Origin of the sequence: Streptomyces sp. ICC4 (assembly GCF_003287915.1) — a bacterium.
Taxonomy (GTDB): Bacteria; Actinomycetota; Actinomycetes; order Streptomycetales; family Streptomycetaceae; genus Streptomyces; species Streptomyces tritrimontium.
Genome location: NZ_CP030286.1, coordinates 4,498,869 through 4,514,784, shown reverse-complemented (window position 1 = coordinate 4,514,784; position 15,916 = coordinate 4,498,869). Strand labels below are relative to the sequence as shown.

Genomic DNA, 15,916 nt, shown 5'->3' with positions numbered 1-15,916 from the left:
GCACGGACGGGGGAGGGGTGCGGGGTGGAGGACTGGCACGGCATGGGGGACTGGCACGGCGGACCGATGGTGGCCTTCGACCTGGAGACCACGGGGACCGACATCGAGTGCGACCGCATCGTGACGGCGGCGGTCGTGGCGCTCGGGCCGGACGGGCAGGTGGCACGCGAGCGGACGTGGCTGGTGGACCCGGGGGTGCCCATCCCCGAGGAGGCCTCCGCCATCCACGGCATCTCCACGGACCGCGCCCGCGCGGAGGGGATGGCGGCGGCTCCGGCGATAGAGGAGATCACGCAGACGCTCTTCGAGGAGCTGGGCTCGGGGACCCCGCTCGTGGTGATGAACGCGCGGTACGACCTGACCCTGCTGGACCGCGAGTGCCGGCGGCACGGGATCCGGCCGCTGGGCGAGCGGTGGCCGGGCAGGCCCGCGCCCGTCATAGACCCCCTGGTCCTGGACAAGCACGCGGACCGGTACCGCAAGGGCAGGCGGACCCTCCAGGCCCTCTGCGAGCACTACGGCGTGACCCTCGACGAGGCGCACAACGCGGGCGCGGACGCGCTGGCGGCGGCCCGGACGGCGCGGCGGATGGGGGCGAGGCACGCGGCGATAGGGACGGTCGCGCTGGCCGAGCTCCACGACCTGCAGATCCGCGCGGCGGCCGAGCAGGCGGTGTCGCTGCAGAGCTACCTGCGCCGGACCTCGGACCCCGAGGCGATAGTCGAGCGGGCCTGGCCCGTCGTGCCCTACCGGGTCTGAGGGCGGACGCGGCAGGATCCGGCTCATGAGACTTCCCCGAAGCGCCCACACCGACCGTCCCTGGCGGATCCACGAGATCGCCCCCGACTTCCAGGTCGAGGACGTGTGGGAGCTGCCCACGCCGGGCGGCCCCGACGACCTCGCCCGGCTCGTGGAGCAGTTCGCGAACGGCACGGGCGAGGTCTCCTCGCCGGTCGGGCGCGCGCTCTTCGCGATCCGCCGGCGGCTCGGGGCGCTGCTCGGCTGGGACCGGCCGGCCGACGGGGTCGGCGGCCGGGTGGCCTCGCTGCGGGACCGGCTGCCGGAAGACCTCCGGGAGGGCCCCCGGGGACCGGAGTTCGGCGCGTTCCCGTTCACCTCCGTCTACCAGACGCACGACGAGTGGGCGGCGGAGACGGCCAACCGGACCGTGCACGGCGTGCTGCACATCGGCTGGGTCGAGGACGGCGCCGGCGGCCACCACGGGCAGATGGCCGTCCTGGTCAAACCCAACGGCCTGCTCGGCGGGCTCTACATGGCCGGCATCAAGCCCTTCCGGTACCTCGGGGTGTACCCGGCGATGATCCGCGGCATCGGCCGCGCATGGCGGGCCGGTCAGCAGGCCGGTCAGTAGTCGGGCCACTCGTCGCGGTAGACGACGTGGAGCCCCGAGCCGCTCCCGAAGTAGCCGTTCCCCTGGTCCAGCTCGACGCAGTAGTGCCGCCGGGCGGGGTGGGCGTAGACGTGGCCGGAGCCGTTGTGGGCGACGTCGGCGAAGACCCACGCGGTGTCGGCGAACAGCGTGGCGCTCCCCGTCAGGAACAGCGTTTCGGTGTGGACGCGGGTGTGGAACCGGTCCCGGTTCTCCTTGTGGTGCCGCTCCTGCGGGTAGTGGTCGACCGCGGGGTCGAAGGCGGTCGGCCCCGGTAGGTCCGCCGTCCGTGCCCGGCCGGCGCCGAGCTTGGCCCGCAGCTCCTTCCAGCGCGAGGGTGCGAACTGGAGCGAGTGGTGCAGCAGGACGAGGTCGAGTCCGGGCCGCCCCGTGGCGGGGTCGTCGCGCCGCAGCGGGACGTGGACCAGCGAGCGCGGCGAGGTGGCGGCGAGCGCCCACAGCCCGGCGATCAGCTGGGCGGCGCCCTGGTCGACCTCGGCGTCCAGGTACCAGCGGCCCTCCGACAGCACCGCGCGCTCCGGCGGCCGGGCCGGGCGGATCACCTTGAACTCCGCGGCACCGAGCCGGGCCTGGTGGATGGTGAGGGGAAGTTTCATATGCGGAGATTTGTACGGCAGTGCTAGAACGCGTGCCAGCGGATTTCCGGGTCGCCCTCGCGCAGGGAGGCCACCCGGCGGCGGAATTCGGCCAGGGCCCCGGGGTTGGTCGGGGCGTGCTGGGAGACCCAGGCGCAGCTGGCCGTTTCGCGGGCGCCGCGCAGGAGCGCGCAGCCCTCCCACTCGCGCACGTCCCAGCCGTACGCCGCCGAGAAGGCCCCGTAGGACTCGGCGGGCAGCCCGTACCGGTCGCGGGAGAGCGCCATCACCACCAGGTCGTGCTCGCGCAGGTCGGCGGAGACCGTCTCCAGGTCGACCAGGACCGGCCCGTCCGGACCCACGTGGACGTTGCGGGGCAGCGCGTCGCCGTGGATCGGGCCCGGCGCCAGGTGCGGGGTGAGGGCGGCGACCTGGTCGGCGTACCCGTCGCGGCGGGCCCGCAGGTACGCCGCGTCCGCCGGGTCGATCGCCTCGCCCGCCAGCCGGAGCCAGCGTTCGACCCCGCCCAGCAGGTCGCGCGGCGGCAGTGCGAAGGGCGGCGCGGGCAGGGCGTGGATCTGCCGCAGCAGCGCCGCGAGGTCCTCGGGGCCGGCCGGGCGGACCGCGTCCGGGAGCCGGTGCCACAGCGTCACCGGGTGGCCGTCCACCAGACGGGGCGCCGGCTCGGCCGCGCGGACCGCCGGGACCCCGGACTCCGCGAGCCAGCCCGCCACCGCGAGCTCCAGCTCGGCCCGCGGCAGCAGCGCCGCTTCCCGGCCGACCTTGGCGACCAAGCCTCCGCCGAGCGCGAAGACGGCGTTCTCGCCGAGGGCCAGCAGCTCGGGCGCCCCGGCCCGCGCCGAGGTGAGGCCCGCCGCCGTCAGTGCGTCCCTGGCCTGTGCCTCGTCCATGCCGTGCTCCGCAGTCCGTCCGTCCCGGTGGGTGCCGGGGTGATCGTGATGCGCCAAGTTTCGCACCGGGTCGGCGATCTCTTCGCCTTTTAGGTTGCACGAGACGTCTCGTCTCGTTATGGTCATCGCATGACCTCAGCCGCGAAGCCCGCCCACATCGCCATGTTCTCGATCGCCGCCGCCGGCCACGTGAACCCGAGCATCGAAGTGATCCGCGAGCTCGTCGCCCGCGGCCACCGCGTCAGCTACGCCGTTCCCGCCGCCTACGCCGGCAAGGTCGCCGAGACCGGCGCCACCCCGGTGATCTGGAACTCCACCCTGCCCACCGAGGACGACCCCGACGCGTGGGGCACCGAGCTCATCGACAACATCGAGCCCTTCCTCACCGACGCCGTCCAAGCCGTCCCGCAGCTCGCGGCCGCCTTCGAGGGCGACGAGCCGGACCTCGTCCTCCACGACATCACCGCTTATCAGGCCATGGTCCTCGCCCACCGCTGGGGCGTCCCCGCCGTCTCCCTCTCCCCGAACCTGGTCGCGTGGACCGGCTACGAGGAGGAGGTGGCCGAGCCGATGTTCGCCGCACTGCGCGCCTCCGAGCGCGGGCAGGCGTACTACGCCCGCTTCCGGGCCTGGCTCGACGAGAACGGCATCGACGAGGACAGCGACCGCTTCGTCGGCCGCCCCCGCCGCAGCATCGTGCTCATCCCGCGCGCCCTCCAGCCGCACGCCGACCGGGTCGACGAGGCCGTGTACACCTTCGTCGGCGCCTGCCAGGGCGACCGCAGCGCCACCCAGGGCACCTGGACGCGCCCCGCGGGCGCCGAGGGGAAGAAGCTCCTCCTGGTCTCCCTCGGCTCCACCTTCACCAAGCAGCCGGCCTTCTACCGGGCCTGCGTCGAGGCCTTCGGGGACCTGCCCGACTGGCACGTGGTGCTCCAGATCGGCAAGTTCACCGACGAGGCCGAGATCGGCGCGATCCCCGCCAACGTCGAAGTCCACCGCTGGGTTCCCCAACTGGACATCCTGCGCCGGGCCGACGCCTTCATCACCCACGCGGGCGCGGGCGGCAGCCAGGAGGGCCTGGCCACCGGCACCCCGATGGTCGCCGTCCCGCAGGCCGTCGACCAGTTCGGCAACGCCGACATGCTGGCGGGCCTCGGCGTCGCCCGGCACGTCCCGATGGACGAGGCCGACGCCGCCACCCTGCGCGAGGCCGTCCTCGCCCTGGTCGCCGACCCGGAGGTGGCAGCCCGGGCGGAGGCGATCCGCGCCCGGATGGCCACCGAGGGAGGCACGCGCCAGGCGGCGGACCTGATCGAGGCGGAGCTGGCCGGAGCGGCGGAAACGGCCGGGCGGCCCGGACCGGCCGCGCTGTCAGCGGACCGGCCTATCGTGCAGGCATGACCAAGACGAAGTACGCGGCGCTGCTCCGGGGCATCAACGTCGGCGGGAACAAGAAGGTCCCGATGGCCGAACTGCGCCAGGTCCTGCACGAGCTGGGCCACGAGGACGCTCAGACCTACCTGCAGAGCGGCAACGCCGTCTTCAGCAGCGGGAAGAAGACGACCCCCGAGGCCCTCGCCCGCGAGCTGGAGGCGGCCATCGAAGCCCACTTCGGCTTCCGCGTCCCCTGCCTGGTGGTCGACGGCGCGTACCTGCGCGCCGTCGCCGACGCCTGCCCGTTCCCGGCCGCCGACCTGGAGGGCAAGCAGCTCCACGCCACCTTCTGCTCCGAGCAGCCCGACGGTTCCCGCTTCGCGTCCATCGACGGACCCGCGTACCTCCCGGAGGAGTACCGGGTCGGCGACCGCGTCGTCTACCTCTACGCCCCGAACGGCCTGGGCCGCTCCGCACTGGGAGAGGCCCTCGCCAAGCCGGCCGTGGTCAAGGGACTCGACGTGACCACCCGAAACTGGAACACGGTCGCCAAGCTGGTGGAACTCACCCAGGATTGACGCATGGACTTTGCCGATCTCGCCGTGCCGGACGCCGAGCACCCGCCCGCGCCGGTCCCCGTCGACTGGCCGGCGGTCGAGGAGTGGCTCGGGCTCCGGCTCCCCGCCGACTACAAGCGACTGGCCGACGTCTGGGGGCCGGTGGCGTTCGGCGCGGACTGCGTGATCCCCACTCCCTGCGCCCAACCCGAGGACGGGGACGACCAGGACCGGTTCGACTACGGAGACTGGCTGCGCGACACCCACCGCGAGGCCCGCATCGACGCCCGGGCCCTGCCGGAGCCGCAGCGCCCGGCCGTCCACCCAGCCCCCGGCGGGCTGCTCGCCTGGGGCACGGTCCGGTCCATCGACACCCTGTTCTGGGACACCTCGGTCTCCCCGGACCCCGACCGGTGGACGGTCGTCATCCGACGCGCGTACCGGTCCGACCACCGCGCCCCCGAACGGTGGGAGGCCCACGACCTCACCCTGACCGAGTACCTGGCCGACGCCTGCACCCGCCCGGGGACCCCGCTGCCCGCCACCGTGCGACGCCCCTGGTTCGCGTCCCACCCCCGGCCCTGGACCCACCAGGCCCCGCCCCCCGACGAGGCGCCCGCGCCGACGCCCGCCGAGGACCGCAAGCACGTGGTCAGGCGCCGCTGGATCACCGCGATCATCATCCTGCTGCTCGTCGGGGTCCCGGCCGGCTACCTCGCCGTTTCCGCGCAGCAGAGCCGCCAGAGCGGCCGGGACAAGGCCGCCAAGGTCGGCGCGCACCAGGTGCGCTCCGGCTGGCCCTCCAAGGTGCAGCGCAGCATCTACGAGGTCCCGATCCCGCCGAAGGCCTGGCGGGTCGGCTTCCTGGAGACCAACAACTGGCGCACCAGCCGGCTCTACACCCAGTTCGCGGTCACCCCGCCGGAGCTGGACGCGTTCCTGGCCTCGGTCGGCACCAGCCGGGAGGCGCTGACCCCCGGGGTGTCGATCTCCGAGCACGACACCACGGTCGCGGGATGGAACTGGAAGCCCACGACCGAGTGGCTCGGGACCACCGTCGACGAGGACGCCGCGCGGCCCACCCGTGACATCACCGTCGACCTCACGGACCCCAAGGTCTTCAAGGTCTACGTGGTCTCCACGGCGGTCCCGTAAACCGCCGGGCGTTCCGGGGCCCCGCGCGGGTACAGTGCCCGTCGGGGGCGGGGTCGTAGCGCAGAGGTTGTCGCGCGCGGTCTCCAAAACCGCGAGGACGCCGGTTCGAATCCGGTCGGCTCCGCCTTCCCGTCGACTGTGCCGACTCCGCCGACGCGGCGGCGCTAGCCTTGGATCATGAAGCTCACCAAGCGGCTGCACTCCTGCGTCCAACTGGAGAAGGACGGGCGCGTGCTCGTCATCGACCCGGGCGCCTTCAGCGAACCGGACGCCGGCCTCGGGGCGGACGCCCTGCTGGTCACGCACGAGCACGCCGACCACTTCGAGGAGGGCCGGCTGCGGGCCGCCCTCGACGCGAATCCGGCGGCGGGGCTGTGGACCCTGCGCAGCGTCGCGGAGAAGCTCGCCCCCGCCTATCCGGGCCGGGTCCACACCGTGGGCCACGGGGACACCTTCACCGCCGCGGGGTTCGAGGTCCAGGTGCACGGCGAACTGCACGCCGTGATCCACCCGGACATCCCGCGGATCACCAATGTCGGCTACCTGGTGGACGCCTCCCTCTTCCACCCGGGGGACGCGCTGACCGTGCCCGAGGCCCCCGTCGAGACGCTCATGCTCCCGGTCCACGCGCCCTGGAACAAGATCGCCGAAGTGATCGACTACGTCCGCGAGGTCAAGCCGCGCCAGGTCGTCGCCATCCACGACGCGGGCCTGACCGAGGTGGTGCTCCCGATCTACGCCACCCAGATCGGGAAGCTCGGCGGCGCCGGATACGGCCGACTCACCGCCGGGGACAGCGCCGAACTGTGACTGTCGGTGCCGGGCGGTAGGTTGGACGGCATGCGTATCGCCACGTTCAACGTCAACTCGATCACCGCCCGGCTGCCGCGCCTGCTGGCCTGGCTGGAGAGCTCCGGCACCGATGTCCTGTGCCTCCAGGAGACCAAGTGCTCCGCGGAGCAGTTCCCCTACGAGGAGCTCCGGGCACTGGGGTACGAGTCGGCCGTCAACGCCACCGGCCGGTGGAACGGCGTGGCCCTGCTCTCCAAGGTGGGCCTGGAGGACGTGGTCGTGGGCCTGCCCGGCGGACCGGACTACGAGGGCGTCCAGGAGCCCCGCGCCGTCTCCGCGACCTGCGGCGGGGTGCGCCTGTGGTCGGTGTACGTGCCCAACGGGCGCGAGGTCGAGCACGACCACTACGGCTACAAGCTGGACTGGTTCCGGTCCCTGACCACCGCCATCGCCGAAGACGCGGCGGGGGAGCGCCCGTTCGCCGTGCTCGGCGACTTCAACGTGGCCCCGACCGACGAGGACGTCTACGACCCGACGGTCTTCGAGGGCCTCACCCACGTCACCCCGGCCGAGCGGGCCGCCCTGGAGCAGCTGCGCGCCGCCGGGCTCTCCGACGTCTTCCCGCGCGCGCTCAAGTACGACCGGCCGTACACCTTCTGGGACTACCGGATGCTCGCCTTCCCGAAGAACAGGGGCATGCGCATCGACCTGGTCTACGGGAACCCGGCCTTCGCCAAGGCCGTCACCGACTCCTACGTCGACCGCGAGGAGCGCAAGGGCAAGGGTGCCTCCGACCACGCGCCCGTCGTCGTGGACCTTGATCTTTAGGCGGATCTCGATCTGTCACGGTCCAGGCGCGCCCTGTCGCCCACCGGCGATCCGGGTGTCAGTCTGGGCTTATGAACATCCCTTTCCTGGCCAACTGGCTCAATCGGAATGAAACGGACCGGGGCGCGAGCGGGCTCGCCGCCGCCCTCGCGGATGACCCCGAGGGCATCAACGAGTTGTTCGCGGAATGCGAGATGCTGCGCGCCCACGCCCGGTCGGCGGGGCTCGAACTCGACGAGACCCCGCGCTCGTTGGAGGAGCTGGACCAGCTGATGCCGCGCTGGCGCCGGGATCCGGAGATCACCCCGTGGCTCGGCAACGACGCGGGCTTCTACCTCGGGACCGTGATCATCCGGTCCGTCCAGGGCGCCGGCTGGCAGGTGTGGCCGAACGGGCAGCCGATGATCCGGCTGGCCTCGGGCCGTGAGCTGAACGTGGTCGAGTCGGGCGTGTCCTGGGCGATGACCGGGTCCCCCGAACTCAGCCAGGCGTACGCCGAAGCCTCGGAAGGCTGACCTCGCCGGGCTTTATGCGGCTTTTAGGCGTGTCGCGGTGAAGTGCCCTTCCACGGCTGGATAGTTTGCGCTGACCTCGACACACCGACAAGTGGGCAGGGCAGCGTATGGCCGTCGATCCGTTGATCGAGCTGCGGGACGTCAACAAGCACTTCGGACAACTGCACGTCCTCCAGGACATCAACCTCACCGTCGGCCGCGGGGAGGTGGTGGTGGTCATCGGCCCCTCCGGCTCCGGGAAATCCACCCTGTGCCGTGCGATCAACCGGCTGGAGACCGTCGAATCGGGCACGATCACGCTCGACGGCAAACCGCTGCCGGCCGAGGGCAAGGAGCTCGCCGCGCTCCGCGCGGACGTGGGGATGGTCTTCCAGTCCTTCAACCTCTTCGCGCACAAGACCGTCCTGGCCAACGTCTCCCTCGCCCAGGTCAAGGTCAGGAAGCGCAAGAAGGACGAGGCCGACAAGCGCTCCCGGGAACTGCTGGAGCGGGTCGGGCTCGCCGACCAGGCCGAGAAGTTCCCCGCCCAGCTCTCCGGCGGCCAGCAGCAGCGCGTGGCCATCGCCCGCGCGCTCGCCATGAACCCCAAGGCCCTGCTCTTCGACGAGCCCACCTCCGCGCTCGACCCGGAGATGATCAACGAAGTGCTGGAGGTCATGCAGCAGCTCGCCTCCGAGGGCATGACGATGGTCGTGGTCACCCACGAGATGGGCTTCGCCCGCTCCGCGGCCAACCGCGTCGTGTTCATGGCCGACGGGAAGATCGTCGAGGACCGGACCCCGGAGGCCTTCTTCACGGCCCCCGAGAGCGACCGGGCCAAGGACTTCCTCTCCAAGATCCTCAAGCACTGAGGGCCGGCCCGATGAGACACCTGCCTGCGGCGATCCCGCGCACCCCGCTCCTGCCCGCCTGCGCCCTCGTCCTCCTGCTGCTGGGAGCCGTCACCGGCTGCGGCAGGTCCGGCAGCCCCCCGGTCAAGGGGCCCCAGCCCGAGGACCTGCCCGTCTACCAGGTGGCGACGGGCTTCCAGCTGCCCGAATCGCGCACCTGGGAGAAGGCCAAGAAGCGCGGCCACCTCGTCGTCGGAGCCAAGGAGGACCAGCCGTACATGGGGGAGAAGGACCCCGCGAGCGGCCGCTACTCCGGCTTCGACATCGAGATCGCCAAGATGATGTCGGCCTCGCTCGGCTTCGACCCCAAGACCATCGAGTTCAAGACGATCGCCTCCGCCAACCGCGAGACCGCCCTGCAGAACGGCCAGATCGACTACTACGTCGGCACGTACACGATCAACGACAACCGCAAGAAGCAGGTCGGCTTCGCGGGCCCCTACTACCTCGCCGGCCAGTCCCTGCTGGTGCGCAAGGGGGAGACGGACATCAAGGGCCCCGAAGACCTCGCCGGCAAGAAGGTCTGCTCGGCCGCCGGCTCCACCCCCTACCAGCGGCTCCAGAAGGAGTTCCCCCGCGCCGTCCTCGTCGCCTACGACACCTACTCGGTCTGCGTTGACAACCTGCTGACCTACCAGGTCGACGCCGTCTCCACCGACGACTCGATCCTCCTCGGCTACGCGGCCAAGGTCCCCGAGGAGCTCAAGGTGGTCGGCGAGCCCTTCTCCGAGGAGCCCTACGGCATCGGCGTCCCGCGCTCCGACAACGCGCTGCGCTTCGCCCTCGACGACGCCCTCGAGGAGAACGAGAAGAACGGCAACTGGAAGAAGGCCTACGAGGCCACGCTCGGCCTGTCCGGCGAGCCGGCGCCGAAGCCGCCCGCCATCGACCGCTACCCGGCGAGCTGAGGGGAGAGCGCACCGCCATGAACGTACTCACGGACAACTTCTCGCTCTACGGCAAGGGCTTCCTCGGGACCGTCGAGCTCACGGTCTACGCCTCGCTCCTCGCCCTGGTCCTCGGCTTCCTGATGGCCTCCTTCCGCGTCGCCCCCATCGGCTCCTTCCGGGTCTTCGGCGCCGTCTGGGTGGCCATCCTGCGCAACACCCCGCTCACCCTGCTCTTCTTCGCCGTCCTGCTCGGCCTGCCGCGCTTCGGCCTGGTGCTGCCCTTCCAGCTCTTCGCCGTCCTCGCGCTGGGCTGCTACACCTCCGCCTTCATCTGCGAGGTGCTGCGCTCCGGCATCAACACCGTGCCCAAGGGGCAGGGCGAAGCGGCCCGCAGCCTCGGCATGTCCTTCGGCCAGACCCTGGGCACCGTCGTGCTCCCGCAGGCCTTCCGCTCCGTCATCCCGCCCATCGGCTCCACGCTGATCGCCCTCGCCAAGAACTCCGCGATCGCGGGGGCCTTCAGCGTCACCGAGCTGCTGGGCACGTACAAGACCCTCAACGAGCTGGGCTACAGCATCATCTGGACCTTCGTCTGGATCGCGGTGGGCTACCTGATCATCACCCTGTCCATCAGCGCGCTGTTCAACGTGCTCGAGAAGCGCTACGGAGTCGCCCGATGACAGCGCACGCGCTCCACGGGGACACGCAGTCCACCGCCCTCTACGACATCCCGGGCCCCCAGGCCCGCCGCCGCCACTTCCTCTACGGGATCCTCTCGACGGCCGTCATCCTCGGACTCCTCGGCTGGCTGCTCTACCTGCTGTTCTCCACGAACCAGTTCACCGCCGCCAAGTGGACCCCCTTCGCGTACAAGGGCATCCAGGAGCTGCTGCTCAAGGGACTCTGGAACACGCTGAAGGCCTTCGCCTACGCCTCGGTGCTCTCGCTCGCGCTCGGCGCGGTCCTCGCCACCGGCAGGCTCTCCGTCCACCGGCCGGTGCGCTGGCTGTCCACCCTGTGCGTGGAGTTCTTCCGGGCCATGCCGGTACTGGTGATGATCTTCTTCATCTTCGTCGCGCTGAAGGTCCAGCCGCTGCCCGCGCTGGTCGCCGGGCTGACCCTCTACAACGGCTCGGTGCTGGCCGAGGTCTTCCGGACGGGCATCAACTCGGTGGAGCGGGGCCAGCGCGAGGCCGCGTACGCACTGGGCATGCGCAAGACCCAGGTGATGACCCACGTACTGGCCCCGCAGGCGGTACGGGCCATGCTGCCCACGATCATCAGCCAGCTGGTGGTCGCCCTGAAGGACACCTCGCTCGGCTACCTGATCACCTACGAGGAGTTCCTGCACGCGGGCAAGCTGATCGCCTCCAACCTCGACTACGACCTGCCCTTCATCCCGGTCGTGATGATCATCTCGCCGATCTACATCGGAATGTGCATGCTGCTGTCCTGGTTCGCCACCTGGGTGGCCAGACGGGAGCGGCGCAGCCCCAAGACGAAGGCGGTCGCCATCGACCCGGCCGAGCCGGGAGCGGCGCTGCCGGGCCAGATCTGACCCGCAGGGCCTGGGCCCCGAGAGCCACACCCGGCCCGGCGGCAGCCGTGGATCACTGCTCGCGCAGCGGTACCGAGACGTACGAGGGATCGGTGCGCGGCGAGGAGAAGGTCAGCTGCGCGCCGGTCGGGTTGTGCTCGATGTACAGCGGGTCGACGGTGTCCACGACGACGGCGAGGCGGTGCCCGGCCGGGACGTCGTAGGCGGTGGAGAAGAGCTCCAGGTCCACGCCGAAGGCCTGGCCGGCCGGCCGGTCGTGGAAGGTGTACGGGGCGTTGCTGACCAGCTTGCCGATGCCGAGCGGGCCCACGTCGTAGAGGTACGCGACGAAGGTGCCGTCGGACTTCGTGGGCGTGACGGTGGTGTGCAGCTTCACCGTGCCGCGCACCCGCCGGGCCTCGTCGTAACGCGGGGACTGCCAGACGGCGGCGAAGGCGCGGGGGAGCAGCGGGATCGAGGCGGTCGGGGGCGCCTGGAAGAACTGGTCCAGGACGCTGGACAGGAGGACGATCCCGCCGTTGGCGCCGGAGTCGACGCCCGCGAAGACGTGCTCGCTGTCGGAGAGCATCAGCTTCTCGGTGCCGCCGGAGCCGACCGACTTCCAGTCGGCGTAGCCCTCGTACCCGCTCTCGCTGCGGGACTTGATCTGCACCGGGGCCTCGGAGTCGACGCCGTTGCGCTCGCCCTTGAGGTAGCGGTCGAACCAGCGGTGGGCGTTGGTCCAGGTGTCGTTGGGCAGGCCCAGCAGGCCGGTGCCCTCGGCGGTGGCGTGGTCGCCGGGCCGGAACTCCAGCCGCTTGGGGCCGGTCAGCTTCTCGAAGAACTCCGCGTACTGGTTGGGCGGGAAGATGGTGTCGCCCCAGGCGTTGCCGAGCATGATCGCGGCGCCGTTGGCGTTGATCTGGTCGACCTTCTCGGAGGCGGAGCGCTTCTTGCCCCACTCGATCATCTGCGGTTCCCGGTCCAGCTTGGAGCCGAGGAAGTCGCCGAGGATCTGCCGGAGTTCGGGGCCGGGGCGGCCGGTGAGGTAGCCCGCGCCGCCGAGCAGGGCGGCGGCCTGCAGGTGCTGGGTGCGGCCGGAGTAGATGGACTCGATGAGGTCGGCCCAGCCGCTGAGCGCGACCACGGCCTTGATGCGCGGGTCGCGCGCGGAGGCGAGCAGGCTGATGCCCGCGCCGTACGAGACACCGCCCAGGCCGATGTGTTCCGCGTCGGCGGGGGTGTGGGCGAGCGCCCAGTCGATGACGGCGGAGACGTCGGCGGTGTCCGCCGGGCCGGCGGTCTCGATCTCGCCGCCCGAGAGCCAGAAGCCGCGGGAGGTGTAACTGACCACCACGTAGCCGGAGTCGGCGAGCTTCTTGGCCTGCGCGATGTATTCGATCTGCGGCATGCCCCAGCTGGTGGGCAGCACGATCAGCGGGTACTTCGCGCCGGCCCGGGCGCCGGCCGGGGTGAAGACGTTGCCCTTGAGGGTGATGCCGCCGGAGCCGGGGATGTCGTGGAACCGGAGTTCCGAAGAGGCGTCGGTGGCGGCGGCGGTCGTGGTGGCGGGGGCCGCCTGGGCCTGATGGGGGGCCAGGCCCAGGGCGGCTGCCGCCAGTACGGCTGCCATGGCAGCCGCGGTGCTGGTGGTGCGGACGGTGCGGACCATCGGTCGCTCCTCGCGTGCGCCGGGTGTCAAAGTGACCCGACGGTAACGGGAGGGGCTTACCGGAAGTAACCCATGGGTAAGTTACGTGCCGGTAACGATTGAACGATAGTCAGCACGTGGGGTCCGCACGCTCCGTCAGCCGCTCTGCGGGGCTCCGGCCTGGGCGCTCTTGGCCTGCCACTGCTCCCACGACAGGTTCCACTCGCCGTAGCCGTTGCCGATGTCCGCATTGCCCTTCGAGCCGTCGCCGACGACCTCGAAGGGGTCGCCGACCTGGGACTGGGCGAAGAAGGGCTTGGCGTTGGCGTCGCTCATGCCCACGCAGCCCGAGCTGGTGTTGGAGCGCCCGAAGTTGGAGGCGTTCCACGGCGCCGCGTGCACGTACATGCCCGACCAGGTCAGCCGGATCGAGTAGTCGACGTCCTTGTCGTAGGCGTTGCCGAGGCCCACGGTCTCGGAGTTCATCCGGATCGTGCCCTCCTTCAGCATCAGCACCATCTTCCCGCTCCAGGAGGCCTTCTGGCCGCCCGGGGTGCCGGCCGAGACCGGGATGGTGTCGACGGTCTGCCCGCCCTCGGTGACCGACATCTTGCTCGTGTCGAGGTCCACCTTCATCCGGCGGTCCTTGCCGATCTTGAACTCGGTGTTGTAGTCCTTCACGAACAGCCCGCCGCCGGGGCCGGAGTCGACACCGTTCAGGTTCATGTCGACCTTCACGTCGGTGCCGGACTTCCAGTACTCCTTGGGCCGCCAGTCCACCCGGTCCTTGCCCGAGTAGTCCTTGATCCAGCCCCAGGAGCCCTCGGTCTGGTTCGAGCTGGTGACCTTCAGCTGCTTCTCGACCTCGGCCTTGTTCTTCACCGGGTTGTCGAAGACGATCGAGACCGGCATGCCCACGCCGACCGTGCTGCCCTTGGTGATGTTGATCGTGACCTTGTTCACCTTGTCGGCGGCCGTGGTCTTGAACGTCGTCGCGGCGCTCTGGCTGTCGGTGTTCTGCGCCTCGACCTTGTACTCGGCGCCCGCCGAGGCGTTGCGCTCCGACTTCCAGGTCTTGCCGTCGGCGGATATCTGCCCGGCCAGCTCCCCGCCCTTGGCGTCCGTCACCTTCACCGAGGCGAGCTTGCCCTCCGCGATGGTCACGGTCACCGGCTCGCCGGCCTTGACCTGGTCACCGGTGAGGTTCACCGAGACCGCCATCTCCGGCTTCTGCTTGATCTCCGACTTGGCGTCGCCGCCCGAGGCGGCGCCGCCGCCGCCGCAGGCGGTCAGCGCGGCGGCCAGCAGTGCGGTGCCCGCCACCACGGCGTGGCGGCTGCGTACCCGAAAGACCCGGCGTGTGCGGCTCAACGAAAACCCCTCCGAAGTAATGATCGTCCACAAAAGGAGATGCGAACGACACGACTCTAGGTTGCACGAGATGCCGAAAAGATCGGGAATCCAGGTTGTGACGTACACCGCAGCGAGACGGTCATCGTCCGGTCACAATCGCCGCGCGAGCCCGTCATGGACAGCTGTGAGAGTCCTGTGCATCCGCTGAACCGGACGTACAGGAAGGCCGATCAACCGTGTGCGCACTGCTCGTGACACCCGCCCAGCAGCACCAGCCGCAGCATCAGGACAAGCGTGGAGGCAAGGTGCTCACGGTGCGCTCCCTGTCCGTACCCGAATACCAGGGTTTCCTTTCCCGGCACGGCCGGGCCAGTTTTCTGCAGTACCCGTCCTGGGCGCGGGTAAAGGACCTCTGGCGCTCGGAAAGGGTCGGATGGCACTACCCGGACGGGGAAATGGAGGGTGCCGCGCTCGTCCTCTACCGCCAATTCCCGGGGACCCGCAAATACTTCGCCTACCTCCCCGAGGGCCCCGTCGCCGACTGGGCCGACCCCGACCTCGACCGCTGGCTGACCCCCCTCACGCGCCACCTCAAGTCCTCCGGAGCCTTCGCCGTCCGCATCGGCCCCACCCCGGCCTACCGCCGCTGGGACGCGGCCGCCGCCAAGGCCGGCGCCGGCGCCGGCCGGCAGATATCCGACGTGCTCGCCACCGAGGTCGACCCCGTCGGCGCCGCGCTCGCCGACCGGCTGCGCACCCGCGGCTGGAAGCGCTGCGGAGGCGAGGACGACGGCGACGCCCAGCCGCGCCACGTCTTCCGCGTCCCGCTCGCCGGGCGCTCCGTCGACGACCTGTGGTCGGGGCTGAACCAGGAGTGGCGGCGCAATGTGCGCAAGGCCACGAAGGCCGGGGTCGAGACGGTCATCGGCACCGCCGCCGACCTGCCCGAGTTCTACCGGCTGCTGCGCATCACCGAGGAGCGCGACGGTTTCGAGCTCGGCCGCTCGCTCGCGTACTACCAGCAGCAGTACGAGGCCCTCAACGCCGAGGAACCCGGCCGCATGCGGCTCTACCTGGGAGTCCACCAGGGGGAGGTCCTCGCCGCGCACACCATGATCGTGGCCGGCTCCCGGGTCTGGTACCAGACGGGCGCCTCCGCCGACCACCGCCGCGAGGTCCGCCCCAGCAACGCCCTGCAGTGGCGCATGATGTGTGACGCACATGCACTCGGAGCGGACGAATACGACATGCGCGGGGTACCCTCCACCCTCGACCCCGACGAACGCTCCTTCGGGCTGCTGCGCTGGAAGCTCGGCACCGGCGGACAGGTCGTCGAAACGCTCGGCGAGTGGGAGACCTCGATGGACGGATACGCCAACACGGCCCTCTACAAGGCGTTCCAGGCGTACATGGCCCGCCGGTGACCGTCGCAGACCCCAGAACGGCCGGTGCCGGCAGCCCGGAACAGGACGTC

At 70.9% G+C, this 15,916-nt stretch carries 17 protein-coding genes and 1 tRNA gene; 14 read left to right on the top strand and 4 right to left on the bottom strand.

Going from position 1 to position 15,916, the window contains the following annotated elements; genetic code table 11:
- Positions 1-42: 42 nt before the first annotated feature.
- Positions 43-759 (top strand): 3'-5' exonuclease, encoded by a 717-nt coding sequence (locus tag DRB89_RS20930; RefSeq protein WP_112454296.1) that lies wholly within the window; start codon positions 43-45, stop codon positions 757-759.
- 25 nt (positions 760-784) lie between these two features.
- The gene (locus DRB89_RS20925; protein WP_112452608.1) at positions 785-1,372 is read left to right on the top strand and encodes a DUF2867 domain-containing protein; all 588 of its coding nucleotides are present in this window, start codon (positions 785-787) and stop codon (positions 1,370-1,372) included.
- On the opposite strand, the gene DRB89_RS20920 is transcribed toward DRB89_RS20925, so the two are convergent.
- Together DRB89_RS20920 and DRB89_RS20915 are read right to left on the bottom strand one after the other, a co-directional pair.
- A complete protein-coding gene (locus DRB89_RS20920) occupies positions 1,366-2,007 on the bottom strand; it encodes a hypothetical protein (protein WP_112452609.1) in 642 nt (213 codons plus the stop codon). The two genes, DRB89_RS20925 and DRB89_RS20920, sit on opposite strands and share 7 nt — an antisense overlap.
- Before the next feature lie 23 nt (positions 2,008-2,030).
- Positions 2,031-2,897 (bottom strand): aminoglycoside phosphotransferase family protein, encoded by an 867-nt coding sequence (locus tag DRB89_RS20915; protein ID WP_112452610.1) that lies wholly within the window; start codon positions 2,895-2,897, stop codon positions 2,031-2,033.
- Between the two features lie 129 nt (positions 2,898-3,026).
- On the opposite strand from DRB89_RS20915, the gene mgt reads away from it, so the two are divergent.
- From mgt to DRB89_RS20860, 11 genes are all read left to right on the top strand, one after another.
- The gene (mgt, locus tag DRB89_RS20910) at positions 3,027-4,301 is read left to right on the top strand and encodes a macrolide-inactivating glycosyltransferase (RefSeq protein ID WP_112452611.1); all 1,275 of its coding nucleotides are present in this window, start codon (positions 3,027-3,029) and stop codon (positions 4,299-4,301) included.
- A complete protein-coding gene (locus tag DRB89_RS20905) occupies positions 4,298-4,852 on the top strand; it encodes a DUF1697 domain-containing protein (protein ID WP_112452612.1) in 555 nt (184 codons plus the stop codon). Before mgt ends, DRB89_RS20905 begins: the two co-directional genes overlap by 4 nt.
- A 3-nt stretch (positions 4,853-4,855) precedes the next feature.
- The gene (locus tag DRB89_RS46360; protein WP_343234827.1) at positions 4,856-5,986 is read left to right on the top strand and encodes a hypothetical protein; all 1,131 of its coding nucleotides are present in this window, start codon (positions 4,856-4,858) and stop codon (positions 5,984-5,986) included.
- Positions 5,987-6,035: 49 nt separating this feature from the next.
- Positions 6,036-6,110: transfer RNA gene (locus tag DRB89_RS20895), tRNA-Trp, on the top strand.
- 53 nt (positions 6,111-6,163) lie between these two features.
- On the top strand, positions 6,164-6,796 hold the full coding sequence (locus DRB89_RS20890; protein ID WP_112448464.1) for an MBL fold metallo-hydrolase: 633 nt from the start codon (positions 6,164-6,166) through the stop codon (positions 6,794-6,796).
- Positions 6,797-6,826: 30 nt separating this feature from the next.
- Complete coding sequence (locus tag DRB89_RS20885) at positions 6,827-7,606, top strand: exodeoxyribonuclease III (protein WP_112453360.1); 780 nt, start codon at positions 6,827-6,829, stop codon at positions 7,604-7,606.
- 71 nt (positions 7,607-7,677) lie between these two features.
- The gene (locus tag DRB89_RS20880) at positions 7,678-8,121 is read left to right on the top strand and encodes a DUF6278 family protein (RefSeq protein WP_112448463.1); all 444 of its coding nucleotides are present in this window, start codon (positions 7,678-7,680) and stop codon (positions 8,119-8,121) included.
- Positions 8,122-8,228: 107 nt separating this feature from the next.
- The gene (locus DRB89_RS20875) at positions 8,229-8,972 is read left to right on the top strand and encodes an amino acid ABC transporter ATP-binding protein (protein WP_112448462.1); all 744 of its coding nucleotides are present in this window, start codon (positions 8,229-8,231) and stop codon (positions 8,970-8,972) included.
- An 11-nt stretch (positions 8,973-8,983) separates the two neighbouring features.
- Complete coding sequence (locus tag DRB89_RS20870) at positions 8,984-9,919, top strand: glutamate ABC transporter substrate-binding protein (RefSeq protein WP_112448461.1); 936 nt, start codon at positions 8,984-8,986, stop codon at positions 9,917-9,919.
- A 17-nt stretch (positions 9,920-9,936) separates the two neighbouring features.
- Positions 9,937-10,581, top strand: a complete 645-nt coding sequence (locus DRB89_RS20865; protein ID WP_112448460.1) for an amino acid ABC transporter permease — start codon at positions 9,937-9,939, stop codon at positions 10,579-10,581.
- Entirely contained in the window at positions 10,578-11,459 is an 882-nt protein-coding gene (locus DRB89_RS20860; RefSeq protein WP_112448459.1) for an amino acid ABC transporter permease, read from the top strand. Before DRB89_RS20865 ends, DRB89_RS20860 begins: the two co-directional genes overlap by 4 nt.
- 52 nt (positions 11,460-11,511) lie before the next feature.
- On the opposite strand, the gene DRB89_RS20855 is transcribed toward DRB89_RS20860, so the two are convergent.
- Both DRB89_RS20855 and DRB89_RS20850 read right to left on the bottom strand, forming a co-directional pair.
- Complete coding sequence (locus DRB89_RS20855; protein ID WP_112448458.1) at positions 11,512-13,110, bottom strand: alpha/beta fold hydrolase; 1,599 nt, start codon at positions 13,108-13,110, stop codon at positions 11,512-11,514.
- Between the two features lie 135 nt (positions 13,111-13,245).
- Complete coding sequence (locus DRB89_RS20850; RefSeq protein ID WP_239516257.1) at positions 13,246-14,460, bottom strand: Ig-like domain-containing protein; 1,215 nt, start codon at positions 14,458-14,460, stop codon at positions 13,246-13,248.
- A gap of 296 nt (positions 14,461-14,756) precedes the next feature.
- On the opposite strand from DRB89_RS20850, the gene DRB89_RS20845 reads away from it, so the two are divergent.
- On the top strand, positions 14,757-15,866 hold the full coding sequence (locus DRB89_RS20845; protein ID WP_239516823.1) for a peptidoglycan bridge formation glycyltransferase FemA/FemB family protein: 1,110 nt from the start codon (positions 14,757-14,759) through the stop codon (positions 15,864-15,866).
- Positions 15,867-15,916: the final 50 nt, after the last annotated feature.